Annotated in this window: 19 protein-coding genes; 12 read left to right on the forward strand and 7 right to left on the reverse strand. The window is 72.7% G+C overall.

All coding sequences use genetic code 11. The features are described 5' to 3' along the window. Positions 1–109: 109 nt before the first annotated feature. Complete coding sequence (locus OHA37_RS00240; protein ID WP_266914719.1) at positions 110–1,510, forward strand: SMI1/KNR4 family protein; 1,401 nt, start codon at positions 110–112, stop codon at positions 1,508–1,510. Between the two features lie 254 nt (positions 1,511–1,764). Here the strand turns inward: OHA37_RS00240 and OHA37_RS00245 are convergent, their stop codons facing one another. The 3 genes from OHA37_RS00245 to OHA37_RS00255 form a co-directional block, all read right to left on the reverse strand. Further along, positions 1,765–2,784, reverse strand: coding sequence for an alpha/beta hydrolase (locus OHA37_RS00245; RefSeq protein ID WP_266914721.1), 1,020 nt, complete (start codon positions 2,782–2,784; stop codon positions 1,765–1,767). 243 nt (positions 2,785–3,027) lie between these two features. After that, entirely contained in the window at positions 3,028–3,699 is a 672-nt protein-coding gene (locus tag OHA37_RS00250; RefSeq protein ID WP_266914723.1) for a TetR/AcrR family transcriptional regulator, read from the reverse strand. A 102-nt stretch (positions 3,700–3,801) separates the two neighbouring features. After that, on the reverse strand, positions 3,802–5,247 hold the full coding sequence (locus tag OHA37_RS00255; protein WP_266914725.1) for a dihydroorotase: 1,446 nt from the start codon (positions 5,245–5,247) through the stop codon (positions 3,802–3,804). A gap of 162 nt (positions 5,248–5,409) precedes the next feature. Between OHA37_RS00255 and OHA37_RS00260 the strand changes: the two genes are divergently transcribed. From OHA37_RS00260 to OHA37_RS00270, 3 genes are read left to right on the forward strand one after another with little or no spacing between them, the layout of a single operon-like run. Continuing rightward, positions 5,410–6,639, forward strand: coding sequence for a CaiB/BaiF CoA transferase family protein (locus OHA37_RS00260; RefSeq protein ID WP_266914727.1), 1,230 nt, complete (start codon positions 5,410–5,412; stop codon positions 6,637–6,639). Positions 6,640–6,657: 18 nt separating this feature from the next. Next, positions 6,658–7,503 carry a cyclase family protein gene (locus OHA37_RS00265; RefSeq protein ID WP_266914729.1) on the forward strand — a complete coding sequence of 282 codons (846 nt, stop codon included), beginning with the start codon at positions 6,658–6,660 and terminating at the stop codon, positions 7,501–7,503. Further along, positions 7,500–8,963, forward strand: coding sequence for an MmgE/PrpD family protein (locus tag OHA37_RS00270; protein WP_266914731.1), 1,464 nt, complete (start codon positions 7,500–7,502; stop codon positions 8,961–8,963). Before OHA37_RS00265 ends, OHA37_RS00270 begins: the two co-directional genes overlap by 4 nt. Before the next feature lie 21 nt (positions 8,964–8,984). Here OHA37_RS00270 and OHA37_RS00275 read toward each other — a convergent pair whose 3' ends face one another. Continuing rightward, positions 8,985–9,920 carry an HpcH/HpaI aldolase/citrate lyase family protein gene (locus OHA37_RS00275; RefSeq protein ID WP_266914733.1) on the reverse strand — a complete coding sequence of 312 codons (936 nt, stop codon included), beginning with the start codon at positions 9,918–9,920 and terminating at the stop codon, positions 8,985–8,987. Positions 9,921–10,200: 280 nt separating this feature from the next. Between OHA37_RS00275 and OHA37_RS00280 the strand changes: the two genes are divergently transcribed. The 6 genes from OHA37_RS00280 (at position 10,201) to OHA37_RS00305 (ending at position 17,205) form a co-directional block, all read left to right on the forward strand. Then, positions 10,201–11,817, forward strand: a complete 1,617-nt coding sequence (locus tag OHA37_RS00280) for a hypothetical protein (RefSeq protein ID WP_266914735.1) — start codon at positions 10,201–10,203, stop codon at positions 11,815–11,817. Between the two features lie 124 nt (positions 11,818–11,941). Continuing rightward, entirely contained in the window at positions 11,942–12,985 is a 1,044-nt protein-coding gene (locus OHA37_RS00285) for a WxL protein peptidoglycan domain-containing protein (protein WP_266914737.1), read from the forward strand. Further along, a complete protein-coding gene (locus OHA37_RS00290; protein ID WP_266914739.1) occupies positions 12,982–14,067 on the forward strand; it encodes a hypothetical protein in 1,086 nt (361 codons plus the stop codon). The genes OHA37_RS00285 and OHA37_RS00290 overlap by 4 nt, the downstream gene beginning before the upstream one ends. Further along, positions 14,064–15,851: a hypothetical protein gene (locus OHA37_RS00295; protein WP_266914741.1), complete on the forward strand. Its 1,788-nt coding sequence runs from the start codon at positions 14,064–14,066 to the stop codon at positions 15,849–15,851. Before OHA37_RS00290 ends, OHA37_RS00295 begins: the two co-directional genes overlap by 4 nt. Then, entirely contained in the window at positions 15,848–16,546 is a 699-nt protein-coding gene (locus OHA37_RS00300) for a neocarzinostatin apoprotein domain-containing protein (protein ID WP_266914743.1), read from the forward strand. The genes OHA37_RS00295 and OHA37_RS00300 overlap by 4 nt, the downstream gene beginning before the upstream one ends. Further along, positions 16,543–17,205, forward strand: a complete 663-nt coding sequence (locus OHA37_RS00305) for a neocarzinostatin apoprotein domain-containing protein (RefSeq protein WP_266914745.1) — start codon at positions 16,543–16,545, stop codon at positions 17,203–17,205. Before OHA37_RS00300 ends, OHA37_RS00305 begins: the two co-directional genes overlap by 4 nt. 71 nt (positions 17,206–17,276) lie before the next feature. On the opposite strand, the gene OHA37_RS00310 is transcribed toward OHA37_RS00305, so the two are convergent. Both OHA37_RS00310 and OHA37_RS00315 read right to left on the reverse strand, forming a co-directional pair. Continuing rightward, positions 17,277–17,936, reverse strand: a complete 660-nt coding sequence (locus OHA37_RS00310) for an isochorismatase family protein (RefSeq protein WP_266914747.1) — start codon at positions 17,934–17,936, stop codon at positions 17,277–17,279. 1 nt (position 17,937) lies between these two features. Beyond that, the gene (locus tag OHA37_RS00315; RefSeq protein ID WP_266914749.1) at positions 17,938–19,131 is read right to left on the reverse strand and encodes a CaiB/BaiF CoA transferase family protein; all 1,194 of its coding nucleotides are present in this window, start codon (positions 19,129–19,131) and stop codon (positions 17,938–17,940) included. Positions 19,132–19,195: 64 nt separating this feature from the next. On the opposite strand from OHA37_RS00315, the gene OHA37_RS00320 reads away from it, so the two are divergent. Then, entirely contained in the window at positions 19,196–20,146 is a 951-nt protein-coding gene (locus OHA37_RS00320; RefSeq protein ID WP_266914751.1) for a hydroxymethylglutaryl-CoA lyase, read from the forward strand. Between the two features lie 2 nt (positions 20,147–20,148). Next, positions 20,149–20,844, forward strand: a complete 696-nt coding sequence (locus OHA37_RS00325) for a hypothetical protein (protein WP_266914752.1) — start codon at positions 20,149–20,151, stop codon at positions 20,842–20,844. A 6-nt stretch (positions 20,845–20,850) separates the two neighbouring features. Here the strand turns inward: OHA37_RS00325 and OHA37_RS00330 are convergent, their stop codons facing one another. Continuing rightward, a complete protein-coding gene (locus OHA37_RS00330; RefSeq protein ID WP_266914754.1) occupies positions 20,851–21,639 on the reverse strand; it encodes an IclR family transcriptional regulator in 789 nt (262 codons plus the stop codon). Positions 21,640–21,659 lie beyond the last annotated feature (20 nt).

A 21,659-nucleotide genomic window follows, 5' to 3' on the forward strand; every position in this document is an offset into this window, starting at 1 on the left:
CGTGGTTGGCCCGACGTATGCACGTACCGTTCGGTCATGCTCAGTGGCCTGCCCGCGGCACGTGGGACCTGTGCGTTCTGATGTCAGCGGCCCCGCGTACGGTCTGCGCATGGTTGATCAGAGGCTCTCCACTGCATCGATAGGCGACTTCGCGACCTGGGAGCCGGTGCTGCGGCTCCTTCTGGCCGAACAAGCGCGGGGGCAGGTTGCCAGGCCCGTTCGAGTGGCCGGGCGCATAGGGCGAGGGGGCTGGAGTCTGGCTCTGACGCGACGGATGCCGCCGCCCGGCCGGGCCGCTCAGGTAGAGGACATGCGGGAGGAACTCGACGCGGTGGAGCGGGTGCAGGACGCGCTTGCGGCCGCTGGAGTCGACGACGTCTCGTTCACGGCGGAGATACACCCGACCGGGAAGACCGTGCTCCGCCTGCTGGGTCCCAGCCCCGCCGTCGAACCCGGCATAGGTACCCCGCACCCGGGGGCGCTCATCCTGGTCGATGGCGCTCTCCCCGAGCCCTGGCGCCGCCTCCCCGAACCGGCTCCCGGGGCAGCGCCGGCCCCTTCGGCGGACCTGGAGTTGCTGGAGCGGACACTGCGTGAACGCTTGCCGCACGCCATCGGCGCGACGGAGGAAGAGATCTCCGCCGCCGAATCGCGCCTGGGCGTCACGCTCCCCGACGAGCTCAAGGCCCTCTACCGGGTGACGCGGGCACGGTGGGAGGACCTGGGTGACGACTACGAAGCAGCGATGAGGGAGTGCGAAGCGGTCGGATGCGAACTGTTCGATCTCGACGGCTTGTACGTCGCCGACGCGGCGTCGCGTGACTGTCGCTGGGAGTTCGCGGCGACGAAGGCCGTCGTCACTCGGCCCGACGCCATGGTGCAGGGCCTCGTCGGCTCACCCGGCTGGATCGCCTTCGGCGACAACGGGGGCGGAGACCGGCTGGCCGTCGATCTGACGCCCGGCCCCCGCGGACACACGGGCCAGGTCATCATGCTCTCCCACGAGGAAAGCATCGGCGCCGAACTCGTTGCCCACTCCCTCACCGACCTGGTGCTGGGCAGACTCGGCGCGGAGCCCAGACCCCGAGAGGAGCGGCCACCTGCCGTTGCCAGGGTCAACATCGCAAGCCTGACCAGCATCCAGGCCGCCGCGCACCCCGGCCTGGAGGCCCTGTCCATAGGCGTGTGGGACGGTGCGCCGCTCAGTCTCGCCCTCGTCGCCCGGCTACCCCGCCTGCGCACCCTGACCGCTTACCCCGGCACCCTGGCCGACCCGTTGGAGATCGCCGAGCTCACGGAGCTGGAGTTCCTGGAGCTCGGCCCGGAGGAGTGGAGGGTTCTCTTGGACGCCGGAGCAGTACCGCGCAGCCTGTCGGCCGCAGCCATCGAGGTGCACGGCGACCGGGACCCCCTGCCGATCGTGGCCATCGCCAACGAGATCCTGGCCCTTTGGGACCGGCCCCAGATCATCCAGACCGTCCTCGAAGGAGATCTCGGACCGCTGGCGTAGCCAGGAGGGCGAGCGACCGGTCGCGAGGACGTACCGCCTCGGTTCGGTCAGGCCAGCCACTTGTTCCCCGTAGGTCCGGCGCCGGTACTGGCTCTGATCGCAGCAGACAGCCGGACGTCGGTTGCACCGGGCCGCTGCTGCCCCGTGTGTGATGCGTCGCCTGTTCGCCGGTCGGCGGCTTTCGCCCGCACGGGCCAACCCGAGTCGGTGCCCGCCCCCGGTCGGTGCTGGGGGCGGGCACCGGCGGGAGGGGCTCAGGATCCGCTGAGGGTCTGGATGGCGCCGGCCGTGCGAAGGGATTCGTAGCGGCTGCCGCCGGGGCGGTGGGTGGCGGTGACCGTGCCGGTCACGTCGTCGGTGGCCCAGGTGGTGGCGAACTCCTGCAGTACGGCGACGTTGGCGTCCTGGGGAGTTCCGTTGAGCACGGTGCAGAGCGCGTCGGTGCTGGCACCCTCGGCGTCGCAGTGCGAGCCGGTGGTGAGTCTGATGCCGAGGAAGTCCCGGTGGACGTCGGTGGTCAGCTCGACGGTGCCGGAGGCCTGGCCGTTCGCGGTGTACGGCGGCGAGGAGATGGCGTGGATGGGCAGGCTCGTGGTGTTCAGGCCGTTGAAGGCCCTGGCCATGTTGAGCCCGACGAAGGAGTTGACGGGGTCGAGGAGTACGAGTCCGGAGAGGCGGGCGAACGCCGTGGGGTACTCGGTGCGGAGGCGGTTGGCGACGTAGCTGACGGCTTCTCCCCCGGCGGAGTGGCCGGAGAAGAGGAACTTGGCCGGCATCTGGAGGCCGGGACGCCCCGCCTTCGCCGCGGCGTCGGCGAAGCTGCGGCCGAACTTGTCGTTCGGGTCGGCGGCCTTTCCGAAGAGGTCGGCCACGTTGTTGAGGAAGTCGGTGTTGTTTCCGATGTTGGAGACGGTGCAGCCGAAGGTGTCGGCGGAGGGGAGGTTCGGGGCGAAGACCACGAAGCCGGCGGCGGCGTAGCGGCGGGCCGCGTCTTCGAGGTGGCCCTTGTTGCGGCTGAAGCCGTGTTGCAGCCAGACGGTCCCCTTGGGGGCGCCGGCGGGGAAGTACCAGTCGCCGGCGCGCTTGTAGACCAGGAAGGCGCAGCGGACGTCGACGGTGTTGGAGACCTTCACGACTCCGGCGGGCGCCTGCTCGGCGGCGGGGGCGGGCGAGACCGCGGCCAGGGTCGCGGCGGTGGCCAGGGCCGCGGCGAGAAGGGGTCGGGGGAAGAGGGGGCGGGGGAAGTGCGTTCGTCTGCGCGAGGTGTCTGCCATGGGGACTCCCAGTGAGGGGTGCCGCGTGGGGTCGCGGCTTCGCCTGCCGACCCGGACGGGATCGGCATGTTTCCTCTGACGGAACTTTGTTTCTCCAGCGGCCCCTATTGGGCCCCAGCGCGGACACCACGTCAAGCAGTGCGGCGCGGATTCTTCAGCACCCCGAATCCCTCCCGGGAACATGCCGGAAGCCCCCGCCACGCGGAGCGTGGTGACGGGGGTCGGGGTGCGGATCGGCGCAGATCAGCGGGTTGCGCGCGGGGGGCGGAAGCCGGCGAGCACGGGGTGCACGAGCCTCTCGATCGCACGTCGGCGGGCGGCTCGGGGCCCCCTGCTCGGCGCGACGGGCCCGGCGCCGGCGGGGAAGAAGGGGGCGAGGGCGGTGTACGGCAGGAGCAGGAGCAGGAGGGTGAGGAGGGCGTCGACGTCGGCGTCGGATCGCAGCTCCCCGGCGGCTACGGCTTCTTCGACGAGAGGGCGTAGTCCGGCGAGGTAGAGGTGCTGGACGGGTTCGAGTACGGCCTGGCGTACGGCGGGGTCGATCTCCATGTTGGTCGCCGCCGTCACGCCGCGCTCCAGGGGGTGGGTCTCGAAGTAGGCGACCCAGGCCTCCATGGCGTCGACGAGGTACGTGGGGAAGTCCGGGGCGGCGCCGGAGCCGTCGGCTCGGTAGCCGTCGAGCCAGGGCCGCATCGCTTCGAAGATGCGCAGCGAGGTCTGTTCGGCGATGTAGGTGAACAGGTCGAGCTTTCCGGCGAAGTACTGGAAGAGCGATCCCTTGGCGACCCCCGCCTGGCGCGCGATGACGTTGAGGCTGCCCGTCGAGTAGCCGTGGGTGCCGAACTCGTCCATGGCGGCGACCAGGATCCGTTCGCGCCGTTCGGGCGTGAGGTGGGTCCAGGTGGTGGTGGGCATGCACGCTCCCGACGATGACCGGGCGGTCAGGTGACCGCCCGGTCATAGCGTCGGGGGCGTGGAGCCGTGCTGTCAACGCAAGGGGCCTGCCTCGCACTTCGCTCAGCGGGCGAGGTAGCGGCCGGCCGGTGCCCCGGTGACGGCTCCGTCGCGGTATGCGATGCGGCCTCCGACGACGGTGACGGTGGGCCAGCCGCGCAGTTCCCGCCCTTCGAAGGGGCAGTGGTCCTGCCCGGACAGCAGGAGATCGGTCGTGACCGTGCGTACGGAGTCCAGGTCGGTGACGACCAGGTCCGCGTCGGAGCCCACCATCAACGAACCTTTTCCGGTGAGGCCGTAGGCGTCGGCCGGGTTGGCGGAGAGCAGTTCCGCTACGCGGCGCAGTGGCAGGCCGCGCTTGTGGTGGCCCTCGGAGAGCAGGATCGGGTAGAGGAGGGCGGTGCCGCCGAAGCCGGGCAGGGCGGGCCACAGGGCGTCGCCCTTGGATTCCTCCATGCAGCAGGCGTGGTCGGAGGCGATCCAGTCCACGGTTCCGTCGAGGACGCCTTCCCACAGCGCGTCGTTGTCGGCGCGGGTACGGATCGGCGGGTTGACCTTGGCTCCGAGGCCGCGGCCGGCCGCGTCGAGGCTTTCGTGGTCCAGGCACAGGTGGTGCAGGGTCACCTCGGTTCGCAGGTCCAGGCCGGGTGAGGCGGCGCGTGCGGCGCGGGCTCCGGCGAGGGCGGCGGCGCTGGAGAGGTGCAGGAGGTTCACGGGGCAGCCGGTGGCGCGGGCCAGGGCGGCGGCCTCGCCGATCGCGACCTCCTCGGTCAGGGGCGGGCGCCCCTCGTGGTAGGCGCGCAGGGTCTGGGGGTCGCCGGACCGGCGGACCCGGTCGATGAACAGCCGCATCAGCTCGGACTGTTCGCAGTGGAGGGAGAGCGAGACCCGGCCGCGGGGGCGGGCGGCCCCGGCGGCGGCGACCGCTTCCATGAGCTGGTAGAGGTGGCCGAGGTCGTACTCCTCCCCCTCCCCCGTCATGCGGAAGCCCTTGGCGTCACGGGAGTCGGCGGACAGGTTGAACCCCTTGTAGAACATGTAGTACTTGAAGGAGCTGACCCCGTGTTTCGCGACGAGGTCGGGTATTTCGCGTACCTGGGCGGTGTCCATCGGGGCGAGGTGGAATCCGTAGTCGGTGTGGCTGCGGCCGCCGACCGCCGCGAGGACCTCCGGGAAGATGTCGCCGTAGGAGCCGGTGCGGTTGAGGTAGTGCTCGCCCGTGCGGAAGTAGGACAGGACGCTCGTCGCGCCGCCGACCAGGGAGGAACGGGTTTCCTCCGCGGCGTCCTGCTCCAGGGAACGGTAGATGCCCAGATGGAAGTGGGCGTCGACGGCGCCCGGGAAGACCGTCCGTCCCGTGGCGTCGATGACCTCGGTCGCCTCCGAGGCGTCCATGCGGTCGGCCAGGGCCGCGATCTTGCCGTCGCGCACCGCGAGGTCCGCGGTGATCTCGCCGAGGTGGGGCTGGACGAGGGTGCCGTTCTTGATGAGCAGGTCGTATCGGGACATGACAGGCCGGGCAGCCGCAGCCGGCACCGCCCGTACCTCCCTTCAGCATTCGTGGGCTCGGGGGAAACGCCGTTTCTCTTCTGCGTGACGGAGGGTCATGCTAGCTTTCCGAAACAGCGTTCCACAAGGAGAAACAGCGACCCGTGAAGGTGCGTGAGCCCGATGGAACCTCCCCTCCCCCACCTCGGCCCCCCTGCCGCTCCCGGGCCCCTGCACGGAGTGACCGTCCTGGACTGCGCCACCCTGTTCGCGGGGCCCCTGGCCGCCACGATCCTGGGCGACTACGGCGCCGACGTCGTCAAGGTCGAACACCCTGTCCGGCCGGACCCGTCGCGCACCCACGGTCCGTCCAAGGACGGCGAGGGCCTGTGGTGGAAGATGCTCGGCCGGAACAAGCACACGGTCACCCTGGACCTGAGCCGGTCCGCCGGAGCCGCGCTCCTGCTCCGGCTCGCCGCCCAGGCCGATGTCCTGATCGAGAACTTCCGGCCCGGAACCCTGGAGAAGTGGGGCCTGGGACCGGCGGACCTGCACCGCGCCAACCCCAGGCTCGTCGTCGCCCGCGTCACCGGATTCGGCCAGTACGGGCCCTACGCCCGCAGGCCCGGCTTCGGCACCCTCGCGGAGTCCATGAGCGGCTTCGCCGCGCTGACGGGCGAGCCCGGCGGCCCGCCCACCCTGCCGCCCTTCGGGCTGGCCGACGGCGTGGCCGCGCTGGTCGCCGCCTCGGCCGTGCAGACCGCGCTCTACCACCGCGACGTGCACGGCGGTCCCGGGCAGGTCGTCGACCTCGCGATCATCGAGCCGCTGCTGACCCTGCTGGGCCCGCAGCCCACCGCCTACGACCAGCTCGGCACGGTCCCGCCGCGCACGGGAAACCGGTCGGTGAACAACGCCCCGCGCAACATCTACCCGACCCGGGACGGCTCCTGGGTGGCCGTCAGCACCTCGGCGCAGTCCGTAGCCGAGCGGGTCATGAAACTCGTAGGGCACCCGGAGGTCACCGACGAGCCCTGGTTCGCCGGGGGTGCCGGTCGCGCCGCGCACGCGGATCTGCTCGACGCCCAGGTCGGGGAATGGATCGCGGCCCGCGACCGGGACACCGTGATCTCCGCCTTCGAGGAGGCCGAGGCCGCGATCTCCCCCGTGTACGGCATCGCCGACATCTTCGCGGATCCGCAGTACCAGGCCCTGGACTCGCTGACGACCGTGGACGACCCGGTGCTGGGGCCGCTCCGCATGCAGAACGTCCTCTTCCGGCTCTCCGCCACGCCCGGCGCCATCCGCTGGACCGGCCGCGCGCACGGCAGCGACACCCGGGCGCTCTTCGGCGCGCGGCTCGGCCTGTCGCCGGCGGAGCTCGACGAACTCGCCGCAGACCGCACGATCTGACCCCCTCTTGGAGACACCATGAACAGCGTCCACGGATACCGGGGAAGTCCGGTGTCCCTCGCCGGCGCTCCCGTGATCGACCTGGCCCAGCCGATGCGCCGGGGCATGCCCCAGTCGCCCAACCATCCGCCCTTCCGCATGCTCCTGGAACGCCGCCACGGCGATCACGTGCGCGGAGACGGAGGCTCCGCCGCCAACGAACTCATCGTCACCGGCGGCCACGTGGGCACCCACGTCGACGCTCTCGCACACGTCTCGCAGGACGGTCTGCTGCACGGGGGCGTCCCGGCCGAATCCGCGCAGAGCCACGAGGGCTTCTCCCGGCACGGCATCGAGGAGTTCCCGCCCTATGTGGGACGGGCCGTGTTCCTGGACATCGCCGCCGTACACGGCGTCCCGGTCCTTCCCGCCGGATACGAGATCACGGTCGCCGACCTGGAAAGGGCCCGGGACGCCGCCGGGGTGGACATCGAGGCGGGTGGCGCGTTGCTGCTGGGGACGGGCTGGTCCGGGCACTGGGAGGACCCGCGGGTCTTCACCGGACAGGAGGGCGGAGCGCCGGGGCCCGGCCCCGCGGCCGGGGCATGGATCGCGGAGCGGGGAGTACGGGTGACCGGCGGCGAGACGATCGCCTTCGAGCACATTCCACCGGGGCGGGGCCACGCCGAACTGCCCGTCCACCGAACGCTGCTGGTCGAGGCGGGCATCCACATCGTCGAAACGATGCGGCTCACCGGGCTCGCCGCGGCGCGACGGGCGGAGTTCCTGCTGATGCTCGCGCCCCTGCCGATCGTAGGGGCCACCGGATCCCCCGTACGTCCGCTCGCCGTCCTGTACGACGCCGACGGGGCGGGCCCGGCATGAGCGACGAAGGGTACGCGGCGCGCCTGGCCGCCTTCGCGGCGACAGCCGCAGCGGACGGGGTACCTCAGGAGATCGCGGAGGACGCGGCCGCGCGCACGCTGGACTGCCTCGGCAACAGCCTGGGGGCGCTCGGCGCGCACACCGGCGAGATCTCCGGCGCCTCGCCCCAGTCGGCGGCGCTGGCCATGGCCCGCGCGGCGGGCGGAGTCGCGGAGGCCACCGCCGTGGGCAGCGGCCGCCGGATGCCGGCCGACCGGGCCGCCCTCGTCAACGGCACGCTCGCGCACGCCCTCGACTTCGACGACACCCACCTCCCGTCCGTTCTGCATCCCACGGCCGCCGTCCTGCCCGCCGCGCTGGCCGTCGCCGAAGCCACGGGCGCCACGGGGGCATCGCTGCTGACCGCGCTCGCGGTCGGCGGCGAGGTCTGCGTCCGCCTGGGCATGGCCTCCTACGATCCGGCCCTGCGGAACTCGGTGTTCTTCGAGAAGGGTCTGCACGCCACCTCCATCTGCGGCACCGTCGGCGCCGCCGTCGCCGCAGGGCTGCTGTACGGGCTGAGCGCGGCCGAGCTGGCGCACGCCATCGGCATCGCCTGCTCCATGGGCGCCGGGGTCATCGAGGCGAACCGCACCGGCGGCAGTGTCAAGCGGCTGCATTGCGGATGGGCCGCCCACTCCGGTGTGTGCGCGGCCCAGTTCGCGGCGGGCGGGGTCACCGGACCGCCGACGGTGCTGGAAGGACGCTTCGGCTTCCTGACGGCATTCCTGGACGAGCGGTGGACCGCGGAGCCCCTGGTGGCCGGCCTGGAGGAGATGAGTACGGTCGCGAACTGGCAATACGCGCGCTCCGTGTTCAAGCCGTACCCCTCCAACCACTTCACCCACCCGGGGATCGACTGCGCGCTGGCCCTTCGCCGCGCCGGGCTCCGGGCCGAGGACGTGGTGAGCGCCGAGCTGGGGGTGGCCGCCGCGCCCCGGCGCACCATCGGCGAGCCGCACGCCGAGAAGGTGCACCCCCGTACGCCCTACCACGCCAAGTTCTCGGGGCCCTACACGGTGGCGGCAGCGCTGCTGTCCGACGCGGAAGGCGACGGGCCCGGGCTGCGGCACGCGGACTTCTCCGCGGGTGCGTTCACCGATCCGCGCCGCATCGCCTTGGCGGAGCGGATCCAGGTCGTGGTCGACGCCCGGTGCGACGCGGAGTTCCCGCAGGCTTTCAGCGCGGTGCTGCGGGTGACGACGCGCGGTGGGCGGGTCGTGCAGTCACGGGTCGGCAGTTCTCTGGGCGGGCCGGGTGCGCCGTTGTCCCAGGCCCAGCTGGCCGGCAAGTTCCGGCTGAACGCGGAGCCGGTCCTGGGACGGGACCGTGCGGACCGGGTGGTCCAGGCGGTCCGCGCCCTTCCCGCGGCGCCGCCCGGCGCCGCTGCCGCGCTGCTGGGTCTGACCCGTATCGACTGAGGGAAGGGCCGGGGATCCGGCTCAGCGGCGCGCGGCGAGCACCCGGCGGGCGGCCCGGACGACGGCCTCGTCCACCATCCGGCCGTCGGGTCCGGTGATGACGCCCGAACCGTCCCGCGCCGCCTCGTCGAAGTGCTCCAGCAAGGTCCGCGCGGCGGCGAGTTCTTCAGTGCTGGGAGTGAAGACCTCGTGCACGGTGGCCAGTTGGCGCGGGTGGATGCAGGCCCGGGAGCGGTAGCCGAGCCGGCGCAGGGCGCGGGTGGTCCGGGCGAGGGCGTCCAGGTCGGTGAAGTCGGTGCTGACGGGTCCGACCGGCGGCAGCAGGCCGGCGGCGGCCGAGGCGAGGAGGACGTCCGTGCGGATGGAGACGAGGGCCGCGGCGGCCGGGTCCGCCGGGTCCGCCGGGTCCGCCGGATCGGTTGCCTCGATGCCCAGTTCGGCGCACAGGTCGGCCTCGCCCAGCTGCAGGTGGCGTACCCGGGGCGCTTGCGCGATCAGCCGTACGTCGAGCACGGCCGAGGCGGTCTCCAGCAACGGCGCCAGGGCGAAGGCGCCCGGGGCGAGCCCCTGGCGCTCCTCCGCCGCGGTCAGGAGGGAGTGCTGCGCCTCGATCTCCTCGGCGCCCGAGCATTTGGCGAGGCAGAAGCCGGTCACCGCGGGCGTGGCGAGGCGTGCGGTTTCCTCGCGCCCCCGCTCGCCTGGGTTGACACGAATCCACATCTGCGTCCTCGCGTCCGGGCCGTGCGGCGCCGCTTCCAGGGCAGCGGCTTCCGCCTCGTCGAGCCAGTGCCGCACCAGTGTCAGCGCCCGCTCCTTCCCCGCCGCGGGAACGGCGTCCTCCAGGTCGACGATCAGTGCGTCGGCGCCTCGGGTGAGGGCCTTGGCGAGCATCTCGGGACGGTCACCCGGAACGTAGAGGAAGGAGCGGGGTGCTGCCGGGAGGGGGTTCGCGGTCATGGTGCGACGCTCCGATCGGCGGGGGAATCAGCTTTGGGACAAGGGAGTTGGGGGCTTGCTCACCCTAGGAGTGGGACCATCCACGGTCAATGGATCGGTTTCGCTGTGGGATCCGACGTTTCACGAACGGTGCAACGGATCGGAAACGCACCTTTTACCGGGGTGCGCGTCCGGACCCTTGACACGCCGAGTGGGCGACGGGCTGTATATGGGGACGCAAGCGAAACAAAGTTCCGTACAGGGAAACCCATCGGATCCCTTCGAGAGGAACCCACGGCTCATGCACCCTCAACTCGCAAGATCGACCCGGACCCGGACCCGGGGCGGTGCGACGCTCGCCGCACTCGTGGTCGCGGCGTCCGGCTCGCTGGTCCTCGCCGGTTCACCCGCCCACGCGGGCAGCGCGCCCGTGACGTACGACTGCGTCTTCAGTTCCTCCCATTCGCTCTTCACCACCACCGCCACCCTCACCGCCCCGGCCACCGCGGCGGCGGGTGAGAGCGTGGACGTCAAACTCAGCCTCGCCGACAAGGGCCCGGCCAACGGTCCCGTCGCGCTGCCCGCCAACAGCGTCGTCCCCTCGGCCAAGATCCTCGTCTCCGGGCAGGCACCGCTCACGCTCACCGCTCCGGCCTCGAACCCGGCGATCCCGGCCAAGGGCGAGATCCCCATACCCGATCTGACCGGCAAACTCACCGTCGCACAACCCGGCACGGTGACGCTGACACCCGACCAGCTGACGCTCGACATCCCGAGCTACGGCCTGTCCCTCGCCTGCACCCTGCAGGGCACCGCAACCGCCCTGCACACGCTGACCGTCACCCCGGCCGCGGGCAGCACCAACGCGGCCGTGACCGGCATCTCGGGCCGCCCGGCGTCGGACACCACCGGCGCCCGCCCCGGTGACGTCCTCACCATGGCCGGCGCGGGCTGGGATCCCGCGGCGCCGATCGGCACGGTCGAACTGTGCACCCTGGCCGGTACCGGATGCTCCGGCGCCGACCTCACGCCCGACCTGCGCGTCGGCTCCGACGGAAAACTGGCCGGCACGGTGACGGTCGGCGCCACGGCCGCCCCCGGGCCGCACCGCCTGAAGATCAGTCAGGGGTCGGCCTCCGCCTCCCTCGTCATCGGCGTCCTGGGCGCCCGTACGCTCCAGGTCACGCCCGGCGGCGGCGGACCGGGTACGAGTGCCACGGTCAACGGGGCCAGCTTCGACCCGGGCGACGAGGTCAGCGTCGTCACCCTGGACAAGGACGGCCGGCCGGTCGGCGGGGCGGGCCTCACCGCCCCCGTCGACGCGCGGGGCAACTTCACCGCCACGCTCGTACCGGCCGTGGGAGCCGTGAAGATCGTGGCGACGGAGAAGGACGGCGGCGACACCACCGAGACCGCGTGGGCGGGCAGTTCCAACGGGGGCGGCTCCGACCAGACGCTGAAGGTGGTCGTCAGCGGCGGCGCGCTCACCATGTCGGCCGAGCCCGGCGAAGTGATCCTCTCCCCGGTCACCGTGGACGGCACCGCCCACGACTCCACGGGAAGTGTGCGGGCCCTGGAGGTCAAGGACTTCCGGGGCACCACCGAAGGCTGGTCCCTCGTCGGAACGGTCACCGACTTCCGCAACTCCGCCGGAGCCGCGATTCCCGCCTCGCAGCTGTCCTGGACCCCGCAGTGCGCGGTCCACCCCGGGTCCGCCGCCGCCTCCGCCGTCGTCCCGGGCAGCGCCGGGCCGCTCAGCTCGACGACCGCGGCACCGCTGTGCAGCCAGGCGGCCGGCGCCGATCCCACCTCTGTCACGGGCGGGCACTTCGACGCGGGCGCGGGCCTCAGCCTGCGCGTCCCGGGGATCGTCCAGAGAGGCGAGTACGCGGCCGTACTGCGCCTGACCCTGTCCTGACCCTGTCCCGCACGTCGCGCACGTCCTGCACGTCCCGCACGTCCCGCACGTCCTGACCCTCCTTCGAGCAACGTCCCAGGTGGCGAGCTCCCGGCTCGCCACCTGGGACCGGCAAGAGCGGAACATGACAACACTACGCAGTGACCGACCGGCCGACCGGGCTCGCCGAGCAGCCGCCCGGGCCCTCGTCATCACGGCCTTCCGTGCCGTAGCGGCCTGCCTGGCCGCCCTGTCCGCCCTCGCGGTGGCAGGCGCGTCGCCCGCCACCGCCTCGGAAGCGGGGAGCTCCGGCACGGGGTCCTGGTCGGTGCAACCGGCGGGAACGGCCGGCCGGCCCGCGTTCGTCATGGACTCCGCGCCCGGCTCCGTAGTCAAGGACGCCGTCCGCGTCAGCAACCTGTCCGACGCCCCCCTCTCCTTCCAGGTGTACGGCTCGGACGCCTACAACACGCCCCGCGACGGCGCCCTCGCCTACCGCCAGGCCGGCGAGGCCCAGAGCGGCATCGGCGCCTGGATCACCCTCGGTACCAACGCACTCGTCATTCCGCCGGGCCGTGCCGCGGACATCCCCTTCACCGTGAACGTCCCGGGTGACGTCACCCCCGGCAGTCACATCGGCGGGATCGTCGCCCTCAACAACGCCGTCGAGGAAGCCGGCGGCGCGTCCGGCGTCGACGTGGGCATCCAGCGGGCCATAGCCGTCCGCATCCAGCTGACGGTCGAGGGACCGGTGACACCCGGACTCGCCGTCCGGTCGGTCCGGGTACACCACCACCCGTCGGGCGTCCCCTTCGCCGATGCGCGCACCACCCTCACCTACAAGGTCGTCAACACCGGCAATACGGCGCTGCGCCCCACCGTCTCGCCACGGCTCCAGGGACTCTTCGGTCTGCGGCACAGCTCCTTCGCCGAACGCACGCTCCCTCTGCTGCTGCCGGGGCAGAGTGCCGAGCTCAGCACCGACTGGCCGGGCGCCCCCGGCCTCGACTACCTGACCGCCACCGTGCGCGTCAGCGCGCCCGGCATGCCCGCGACGTCCGCGCAGAGCGGCCGGGTCGCGTTGTCCTGGCCCACGCTCGGGTCCGTCGGCGCCCTTCTCGCCGTCCTCGCGGTCGCCTTGGGCTGGATCCGCCGCGCGAAGCCCGGCCTCACCGGGAGGCCTCTATGACCCCCCGTCCGGCGTGGGCCTTGCGCTGCACACTGGCCGGCGTCCTCCTCCTGCTCGTGGCAGCGGTCCTGCCGGTCGTGGGGGGCGCCCCCGCGACTGCCGTGTCCGGGCCGAGCATCACCGTGGAAGCCGTCCAGGTCTCCCCCGGCCGGCCGGTCCGAGCCGTCGGCTCGGGCTGGCAGCCGGGCACGACCGTCCAGGTGGAGATCTGCGGAGGCGGGGCGCTGCGCGGCAGTGCCGACTGCGACACCCTGCGGGCGGCGGTTTCCCTGGTGGCCGCCGACGGCACCTTCCGCCTGACCCTCATCGCGGGCGTGCCTCCCCGCGCGTGTCCCTGTCTGCTGCGGGCGATGGCCGGCCAGGGCGGAGCGCGCGCCCAGACCCCGATCGGCGTTTCCGGCGCCCCCGAAGGGGCGCCGCCCGGCGCGCCCGCCCCAGCCGTCCGGGTCGATGTCGTCGAGGCCGCACTGTCCGGTGGGCCCCGGTTCGCCGAGCTCTTCGGCGCACCGGCCCACCGGACCTTGACGGTTACCCTGCGCAACCCCGGTGACCAGCCGCTGGGACGAGCGCCGCTGATCATCGCCTGGGGGCCCGGTGGCACCGCTGACCTCCCGGTGGGCACACCGCTGACGGCGGAGATTCCGGCGCGCGCGGAGCGGAGCTACCGGATCCCCGTCCGGCTTCCGGCCGCCGCGTTCGGGCGCTACTCCGTCGGCGGGCGCTACGCCTCGGCGGAGTTCTCCGTCGCCACCGACGTGTACCCCTGGGGGCTGCTCGGCCTCGCCTTCCTCGCAGTCCTGCTGACCGTGTTCACGGCTGCCGTAGCCGTCCGCCGCGGCGTCGAGCGCCGCCGGACCCGGCGGCCGGTGCCGGCGCCCGCGGTGCCGCTTCCCGCCTTCGTCCCGGTGGACAGCCTCTCCGGTGTACTCGCTGACGGCGCGGGCGATGGTGAACACCCCGGGCTGGTGAACACCCGTGCGCTGGTCCGCGAGGTGGCCGGGGAGCCCGCACTCGTGAACTTTCCCGCGCTGCGGGCGCTCGCCGCCGCGCTGCGGCCCTCACCTCCAGGAGGAGAGCGATGATGGGCTTCCCCACCGTCACCCGCCCGCGCCCGGACCTGTACGCGGGAGCCGCCGCCGGGCTCGCCCTCGGCGTGTACGTCACGTCGGCGCCGCTGCTGGGAGGGCCCGTCGGGATGCCCGGCGAGGCCGTCCGCTACCTCCTCTTCACGGGCACGCTGCTCGCCGCCGGGACGGGCGCGGTGTTCCGGCGCCGGGGCCGCGCACGTCCGTACGGTGCCAGGTGGTCCGCGCGGTGGGCGGTGGCGGCCTGTGTCCTGGCCGCCGCCGCCCCACTGACCGGCTCGCCCATGGTGTTCGCGTCCTTGCTGGTCGTGGCCGCCGGTCTCGCTGGCGGGGCCCTGGGCCTCTACCGCCCGAACCACGCATGGCACGCGGCCTGTCTGGCGGGCGCCGGGGCAGCAGGTGCCGGGGCGGCTCGCTCGGCGCAGAGCCCGCACGTGGCCTGTGCCCTGATGTGCGCGCTCGCCGCGCTGCTGCTGATTCCGGCCTGCCGGCCGGCCGCGCCGGACGACGCCGGACAGTCTCCCCCGCTTCGTGGACCCGCCGGCGCCGTGGGGGCGGCCGTGTTCGGTTCCCTGTTCGCCGTGTCGAGCCTCGTGGTCTTCCGGTGGGAACTGCTGGGCGCCGCGGGCGTCCGGCCGCTCGCCCACGCGGCGCTGCTCGCGGCGGCGCTGACGTCCGCCCTCGCGGTGGCGGGCCGACGTGGACCGGCCGGCGGAACCGCCCTTCGTACGCTGCTGTTACCGGCGGGACTGACGGCAGCCGTCACGGCGTGCGCGAGCGCGGCCCGGCCCGGGCAGCTCACCCTCGCGCTGGCGGCGGTGCTCACCTGCGGGGCCGCCGCGGCCGTCGGCGGTCGAGCACCGGTGACGCGGTCCGCGGGCCTTCCCATCGCCTCGCTGCTCGGCGGGGCTGCCGCGATGACCGCAATCGCCTTTTCCGGCCGGCTCCTGGGTGGCCCGGACACACTGACCGCCATCGGCATGGCGCCGGTCATGGCGGCTCTGCTGCCGTGGGTCCGCCGTGGGCGCCGACGAGGGGCCGCGCCGGACGAGGACGACCGCAGGAGCGAGCGCCATGCCCTCACCGCACGCGGCCTCGTCGTACGCGGGGCCGGAAGGGCGCCGGTACGAGGTCTCGACCTGGCCCTGCCTCCGGGCGCAATCACGTACCTGACCGACGCCCTCCCCGGCCGACGGGCGGGCTCCGTACTGGCGGTGCTGGCCGGCGTGCGCAAGGCCGACGGCGGGACCTGGCGGCTCCGCGGCCATGACGTCTCCCGGGTCGGTCCCGAGGCCCGGTGGGACTTGGGGCTCTCCGCGTTCGTCGACCCGGCCGATGCCACCCGGCCGGGCGCACTGCCTCCAGGGCACCCCGCGGGCTCCGTGACGGACGCGGTGGCGGCCGCCACCGGTCGTCTGGGCCACGAGCGGGCGGCGGAGCTGACGGCGGCGGCGCACGCGGCCTTCCCGTTCCTCTTGGCCAAGGGACCGGCCTCCTGCGCGAGCCTCGGCACCGACGAGCGGTGTCTGCTCGGGCTCGCCCAGACGTTCATGACCCAGCCGGCCGTGCTCCTCCTGGACCTGACCGGGGCCGGCTGCGAACAGCTCGCCACCGATCCCGCGGTCACGGCCGTACTGGGCCACATCACCGACCGGGGAACAGCGGTCCTGGTCGCCGCCCCTGCCTCACAGCCCGTCCCCGGGCAGCGGACCATCGTGCTCCGTGTGCCCGCCGGCTCCGGAACGACCTTCTTGCGACGGAACAGAAAGGCCAGCCCGTGAAGACCTCGACGAAGAGCCGGAACCGCCGGGTGGCCCTCGCGGCAACCGCGGCGCTCACCCTTCCCGGATGGAGCCCTGCCGCGGCCACGGCAGCCGCAGCCGATGCCGATCCGGTCGCGACGGTACGGGTCTCCGCCGCGACCGGACTGACCGAGGGCCGGCAGATCACCGTCGAAGGCACGGGGTTTCGCGCCGGACTGACCTCGGTCGCCGTCGGGCTGTGCAAGAAGGGCTACACCGGCAACAAGGACTGTGACCTGGGCGGCGGAGCACAGCTGGTGACCATCGGACCCGACGGTTCGCTGCCGCGGGTCACCCTCACCGTGCACACCCGGGTCGCGGGTGTCGACTGCCGCACCACACCCTGTGTGGTCGGCGTCGCGCCGCTGCCTTCCGGAACCCCGCCCGCGCTGATCGCGGCCAACAGCGTCCAGATCGCTGTGGGTTTCGAGGGCGGGACCGTCCAGGGCGAGCCCTCCGCCACGGGTCGGGCCGCGCCCGCGGCGTCCGCCGCCTCCCCCGGCGGCACACACGTCGACGCCTGGAGCGGGCCGTCGGCCCCGGTGTGGTCGCTGTCCCTCGGCCTGGCCGTCGTCAGCCTCGTACTCGGTGCGCTCTCCCTCGTCCAGGGCCGCCGGGGGGCGGCTCCTGGTGAACCCCCGCAACCCCCGTCCACTGCAGGAGGAAACGAATGACATCACTACGGAGCATCCGCCGCGCGGGCACGCTGGCCGCGGTCACGGCCCTGGTCGCCATGTCGGCGGGGCCGGCCGCCGCTGCCGGAACGCTGACGGTCGGCAAGTCGTCCGGGCTCGCCGTGGGAGACAAGGTCACGGTGTCGGCCAAGGGGCTGAGCCCGAACCAGGGCTTCGCGCCGATCGGTCTGTGCAAGCCGAAGCCGGCGGGTCCAACGGACTGCGAGACCTCGCCCGATTCCTCGGTCATCGGAAAGACCGACGCGTCCGGGGTGTGGCACAGCGCGGCGAACGGCGCGGACAGCGTCCAGATCACGGTCAAGGCAACGGCCGGTGGGGCGAATTGCGCGGCCAAGGCGGGCAACTGCGTCATCGCGGTGTCCATCTCCGCGACGAAGGAACTGGTCGAAGTTCCCCTGACCCTCTCGGCCGGTGGTTCCGGCCCGAGCAGCCCGGCGCCCTCGAGCCCGGCGCCCACCGCGGCTGGTGGAACCACCACGGGCGGTGGAACCTCCACGGCGTCCGGGGGTGGCACGGCGGGTTCGCTGCCGCAGACCGGATCCACCGACGGCCTGCCGGTGGCCGCCCTGCTGGGCGGCACGCTGTTCCTGTTCGGCGGCTGCGCACTGGTGTTGTTGCGTCGCGGCAGACGCGTCTGACCAGCGGCCGCGAAAGCCGGGCCCGGACCGAAGCGACTCGCTGTCCGCGACCGGGCCGGGCCCGACGGCCGTCAGGGCCTTCCGGGCCGCTGGTGGACCGGGTCACCCAGGCGCCGGCAGGCCGACACCACGTCGACCACGTCGGCGTACTTGGAGTCGAGGTCGAAGAGATTGCTCTCGTGGGGGCCGGGGTCGCGGTCGGCCACCGCGTCGCGGACGACGATGGGGCGCAGCCCGTGCTGGAGCGCGTCCAGGGCCGTGGCCCGTACGCAGCCGCTGGTGGAGAAGCCGCCGATGACGACGGTGTCCACGCCGAGGACCTTCAGGACGTCGGACAGCCTGGTGCCGAAGAAGGCACTCGGGTAGTGCTTGTGGATCACCACCTCGCCCGGTTCGGGGGCGCAGTGCGGCGTGAAGGCCGCGTGCGGACTGCCCGCGCGGAAGGCGTCGAGGCTGGGCACCTTGCGGGCGAAGTGCGGTGCGTCGGCGCCCGGTTCGGCGTCGTAGTGGACAGCGGTGAAGACGACGGGGAACTGTGATCGGCGGGCGGCCCGGGCGAGGTGCGCCATGGCGTGCAGGGCCCGCTGCGCCGTGTCCAGGTAGAGGCGGCTGCCGGGGTCCGCGTAGGCCTGGACCGGGTCGACGAGGAGGACGGCCGGGTGTTCGCCCCAGCCGATGCGGCAGCCGAAGCCGGCGGCCTCGTAGTCATCGGCGAGGGGCCTGCCGGCCATGTCAGATCACTCCGTCCGCGGCGAGCTTGTCGCGTTCCGCAGCGGTCAGACCGAGGAGTTCGCCGTAGATGTCGTCGTTGTGGGCGCCGAGTTCCGGGCCCACCCAGCGGATGCTGCCGGGGGTGGCGGAGAGCTTCGGGACGACGTTCTGCATGGGGATCTCGCCGAAGTCGGGGTGCGGGAGGCGGACGATGGCGTTGCGGGCGGCGAAGTGCGGGTCGGTGAGCATGTCGGAGGCGGTGAAGGTCTTGCCCGCCGGCACTCCCGCCGCGTGGAGGGCGCCGAGCAGGGTGTGCGCGTCGTGGCCCGCGGTCCAGGTGGTGATGAGGTCGTCGAGCTCGCCCTGGTGCGCTCCGCGCGCGGTGTGGGTGGCGTACTTGGGGTCTTCCGCGAGGTCGGTGCGGTCCATCACTTCGGTGAGGCGACGGAAGACGGTGTCCTGGTTGGCGGCGATGAGGACGGCGGCTCCGTCGGCGGTGGGATAGACGTTGCTGGGGGCGACGTTGGGGAGGACGGGGCCGGTGCGTTCGCGCTGGTAGCCGCCGACCTCCCATTCGGGGAGGAGGGACTCCATGAAGGCGAGGACGGCTTCGTAGAGGGCGGAGTCGACGATCTGCCCGCTTCCGGTGCGCGTCCGGGCGTGCAGCGCCATGACCGCGCCGTAGGCGGCCATGGTGCCGGCGAGGGCGTCTCCGAGCGAAATGCCTGCGCGGGACGGGGGGCGGTCCGGTTCACCGGTGATGTGGCGGATGCCGCCCATCGCTTCACCGATGGAACCGAAGCCGGCCCGGGGCGCGTAGGGGCCGTTCTGTCCGTAGCCGGTGACGCGGACCATGACCAGGCCGGGGTTGATGGCGCTGAGCTCGTCGAAGCCGAGGCCCCACCGTTCGAGGGTTCCGGGGCGGAAGTTCTCGACGAGTACGTCGGCGTGGGCCACGAGTCGGCGGACGAGGTCCTGCCCCTCCTCCCGGCGGAGGTTGCAGGTGACGGACTTCTTGTTGCGTGCGACGACGGGCCACCAGAGGGACTTGCCGTAGGGGCGCTCGCGTCCCCATTGACGCATGGGGTCGCCTCGACCGGGGTCTTCGAGCTTGATGATCTCGGCGCCGTGGTCGCCGAGGAGTTGGCCGCAGAAGGGACCGGCAAGCAGGGTGCCGGTCTCGATGACACGGATGTCGGAGAGGGGTCCAGTCATGCCGCGAGTGTAAGTTTGGGAAACACTGTTTCGCTAGAGGAATCGACGCGGCAGAATGCGTTTCATGGACAACCCCTTGGCGGCAGTGCCGCTCACCGGACCCGGCGTGGTGGAAGTCGCCCCGCGTGACGGGCTGCAGAACGAGGCGCGCGCCTTGTCCCCGGCGCAGCGCGTGGCCCTGATCGAGCGGGCCGTCGCCGCCGGCGCGCGGCGGGTGGAGGCCGTGGCCTTCGTACACCCGGACCGGGTACCGCAGATGGCGGGGGCGGAGGAGGTGATGAGCCTGCTGCGGCGCCCTGACGGTGTGCGCTACAGCGGCCTGGTGCTCAACGCACGCGGTATGGACCGGGCCTGCGCGAGCGGCGTGGACGAGGTCAACTACGTGGTGGTGGCGAGTGATTCCTTCTCACGGCGCAACCAAGGCGTGGGAACGCGCGAGGCGTTGGCCGCGTGGGAGGGCATCGCCTCCCGCGCCCACACGGAGGGGATCGGCCGCTCGCTGACCATCGCGGCCGCCTTCGGCTGCCCCTTCGAGGGAGAGACCCCGCAGGCCACGGTGGCCGAACTGGCCCGGATCGGCGTGGAGACGGGAGCCGAGGAGATCGTCCTCGCCGACACCATCGGCGTGGGTGCCCCCGACGCCGTGACCCGGCTTCTCGACGCGGTGCGCGAGCAGAACCCCGGAGTGGCCCTGCGCTGCCACTTCCACAACACGCGCAATACCGGCTACGCGAACGCGGTCGCCGCCGCCGCGGCCGGCGCGGCCTGGCTCGATTCCTCGCTCGGCGGGATCGGCGGCTGCCCGTTCGCGCCCGCCGCCACCGGAAACATCGCGACCGAGGACCTAGTCTACCTGCTGCGCCGGATGGGCCTGGAACCAGGCATCGACCTGGAGTCGGCCGCGGCGACGGGCACCTGGCTGGGGACCGTCCTCGGCATCGAAGTACCGGCTCTCCTGGGCCGGGCCGGGCCGTTCCCCGCGTCAGGGCGTACGGGCGACCGGGGGGAGGAGTAGCCATGGGAGCGCATGCGCACGGATGGTGGATCCTGCTGCACATCGTGCTGTTCGTCTTCTGGGTGGGCGGGGACCTCGGCGTCTACGTGTCCAGCCGGTACGTCCTGAAGCCCGGCCTGCCCTTCGCCGCCCGGTCGACCGCGCTTTCGATCATGAGCGTGCTGGATCTCGGGCCGAAGATCTGCCTGGTGCTGATCCTGCCGAGCGGCATCACCCTCATGGCGATGGAGCCCCACGGGGCAGAGGGTCTGCTCAACGGCTGGACCGCCACGGCGACCTGGGTGTTCGCCGCCCTCTGGCTGTGGCTGACGGTGCGCGACCATCATCATCCGGGCCGCCACCCCCGGATACGCCAGGCGGACTGGTCGGTACGCATCCTCCTCACCGCCTCGCTGTGGGCCGTCGGGCTCTACACCGCGCTGGCGGCCGAGCCGTTCGGAGTGGACACCAACCCCCGCTGGCTGGGGGCCAAGGTGCTGCTGTACGCGACGGCGATCGCCTGCGGGCTGGGCATCCGGCTGACGCTGCGCCCGTTCGGGGCTGCCTTCTCGGCGCTGGCCGGTGCCGGCAGCACCGAGGAGGTGGAGCGGGCACTGCGCCGGGCGGTCAACGGATGCGTCCCGTACGTGGCAGGGATCTGGACGTGCGTCCTGGCCGCCGCGGCGCTGGGCGTGTTCAAGCCCGGGGCGCACCTCTGAGCCGGGTCAGCTGACGCCGGGACGGTATCCGAACTCTGCCGAGAGGCGCTCCACGCTGGCCATCAGGAGCGGAGCGCACTCGGTCAGGCGCGACTTGAAGCGCGACTGCGGGCCGGCCAGGCTGACCACCGCGATGACGTGACCGTCGTGGCCGAAGACGGGTGCGGCGAGCGAGGCGGAACCGCTCTGCCGCTCCCCCACGGACATGGCGTAGCCGCGCCGCTTGATGGAGGACAGTTCCTTGCGCATGCGCTCGGGATCGGTGATGGTCCGGTCGGTGATCGCGTCGAGGGCGTGGCGCTCGAGGTAGGTGTCGACCTCGCTGTCGGGCAGGAAGGCGAGGAAGGCCTTGGAGGAGCTGCCCGCGTGCAGGGGCAGCGGGATCCCGAGGGCGACCTCCATGCGCAGTTCCTGTTCCGGGACGACCTGGTCGACGTAGAGCCTGGTGTCGCCGCGGCGGATGGAAAGGGTGGCGGTCTCGCCGCACTGGGCGGCGAGACGGCGCAGTTCGGGCGCCGCGAGGACCCGCAGGTCCGTACGGGCCAGGTAGGCGCGTCCGAGGGAGATGGCGGCGGGGCCGAGAGCGTAGCGACGCGTGACGGGATCCGTGATGATCAGCTCGCGGGAGCGCAGAGCCGTGAGGATGCGGTGGACGGCGGCCTTGGTGATGTCGAGTTCCTGGGCGATCTCGGTGACGCCGAGGTCGGGGCGGCCGCTGCGGCCGAACATCAGCAGCACGTCCATGGCTCGCTCGACGGCGGCGATGGACCTGCTGCTGCTCGTCTCCTCAGTCACGGGTGTCCTTCTGCGCGTTG

Source organism: Streptomyces sp. NBC_00335 (assembly GCF_036127095.1).
Lineage (GTDB): Bacteria > Actinomycetota > Actinomycetes > Streptomycetales > Streptomycetaceae > Streptomyces.

Bases quoted from the DNA above. Each gene is read 5' to 3' on its own strand.
- OHA37_RS00310 (WP_266914747.1), bottom strand. From the start codon at position 17,936: ATGGCCGGCAGGCCCCTCGCCGATGACTACGAGGCCGCCGGCTTCGGC.
- OHA37_RS00245 (WP_266914721.1), bottom strand. From the start codon at position 2,784: ATGGCAGACACCTCGCGCAGACGAACGCACTTCCCCCGCCCCCTCTTC.
- OHA37_RS00270 (WP_266914731.1), top strand. From the start codon at position 7,500: ATGAGCGACGAAGGGTACGCGGCGCGCCTGGCCGCCTTCGCGGCGACA.
- OHA37_RS00265 (WP_266914729.1), top strand. From the start codon at position 6,658: ATGAACAGCGTCCACGGATACCGGGGAAGTCCGGTGTCCCTCGCCGGC.
- OHA37_RS00295 (WP_266914741.1), top strand. From the start codon at position 14,064: ATGATGGGCTTCCCCACCGTCACCCGCCCGCGCCCGGACCTGTACGCG.
- OHA37_RS00275 (WP_266914733.1), bottom strand. From the start codon at position 9,920: ATGACCGCGAACCCCCTCCCGGCAGCACCCCGCTCCTTCCTCTACGTT.
- OHA37_RS00285 (WP_266914737.1), top strand. From the start codon at position 11,942: ATGACAACACTACGCAGTGACCGACCGGCCGACCGGGCTCGCCGAGCA.
- OHA37_RS00280 (WP_266914735.1), top strand. From the start codon at position 10,201: ATGCACCCTCAACTCGCAAGATCGACCCGGACCCGGACCCGGGGCGGT.
- OHA37_RS00315 (WP_266914749.1), bottom strand. From the start codon at position 19,131: ATGACTGGACCCCTCTCCGACATCCGTGTCATCGAGACCGGCACCCTG.
- OHA37_RS00305 (WP_266914745.1), top strand. From the start codon at position 16,543: ATGACATCACTACGGAGCATCCGCCGCGCGGGCACGCTGGCCGCGGTC.
- OHA37_RS00250 (WP_266914723.1), bottom strand. From the start codon at position 3,699: ATGCCCACCACCACCTGGACCCACCTCACGCCCGAACGGCGCGAACGG.
- OHA37_RS00240 (WP_266914719.1), top strand. From the start codon at position 110: ATGGTTGATCAGAGGCTCTCCACTGCATCGATAGGCGACTTCGCGACC.
- OHA37_RS00325 (WP_266914752.1), top strand. From the start codon at position 20,149: ATGGGAGCGCATGCGCACGGATGGTGGATCCTGCTGCACATCGTGCTG.
- OHA37_RS00290 (WP_266914739.1), top strand. From the start codon at position 12,982: ATGACCCCCCGTCCGGCGTGGGCCTTGCGCTGCACACTGGCCGGCGTC.
- OHA37_RS00260 (WP_266914727.1), top strand. From the start codon at position 5,410: ATGGAACCTCCCCTCCCCCACCTCGGCCCCCCTGCCGCTCCCGGGCCC.
- OHA37_RS00320 (WP_266914751.1), top strand. From the start codon at position 19,196: ATGGACAACCCCTTGGCGGCAGTGCCGCTCACCGGACCCGGCGTGGTG.
- OHA37_RS00255 (WP_266914725.1), bottom strand. From the start codon at position 5,247: ATGTCCCGATACGACCTGCTCATCAAGAACGGCACCCTCGTCCAGCCC.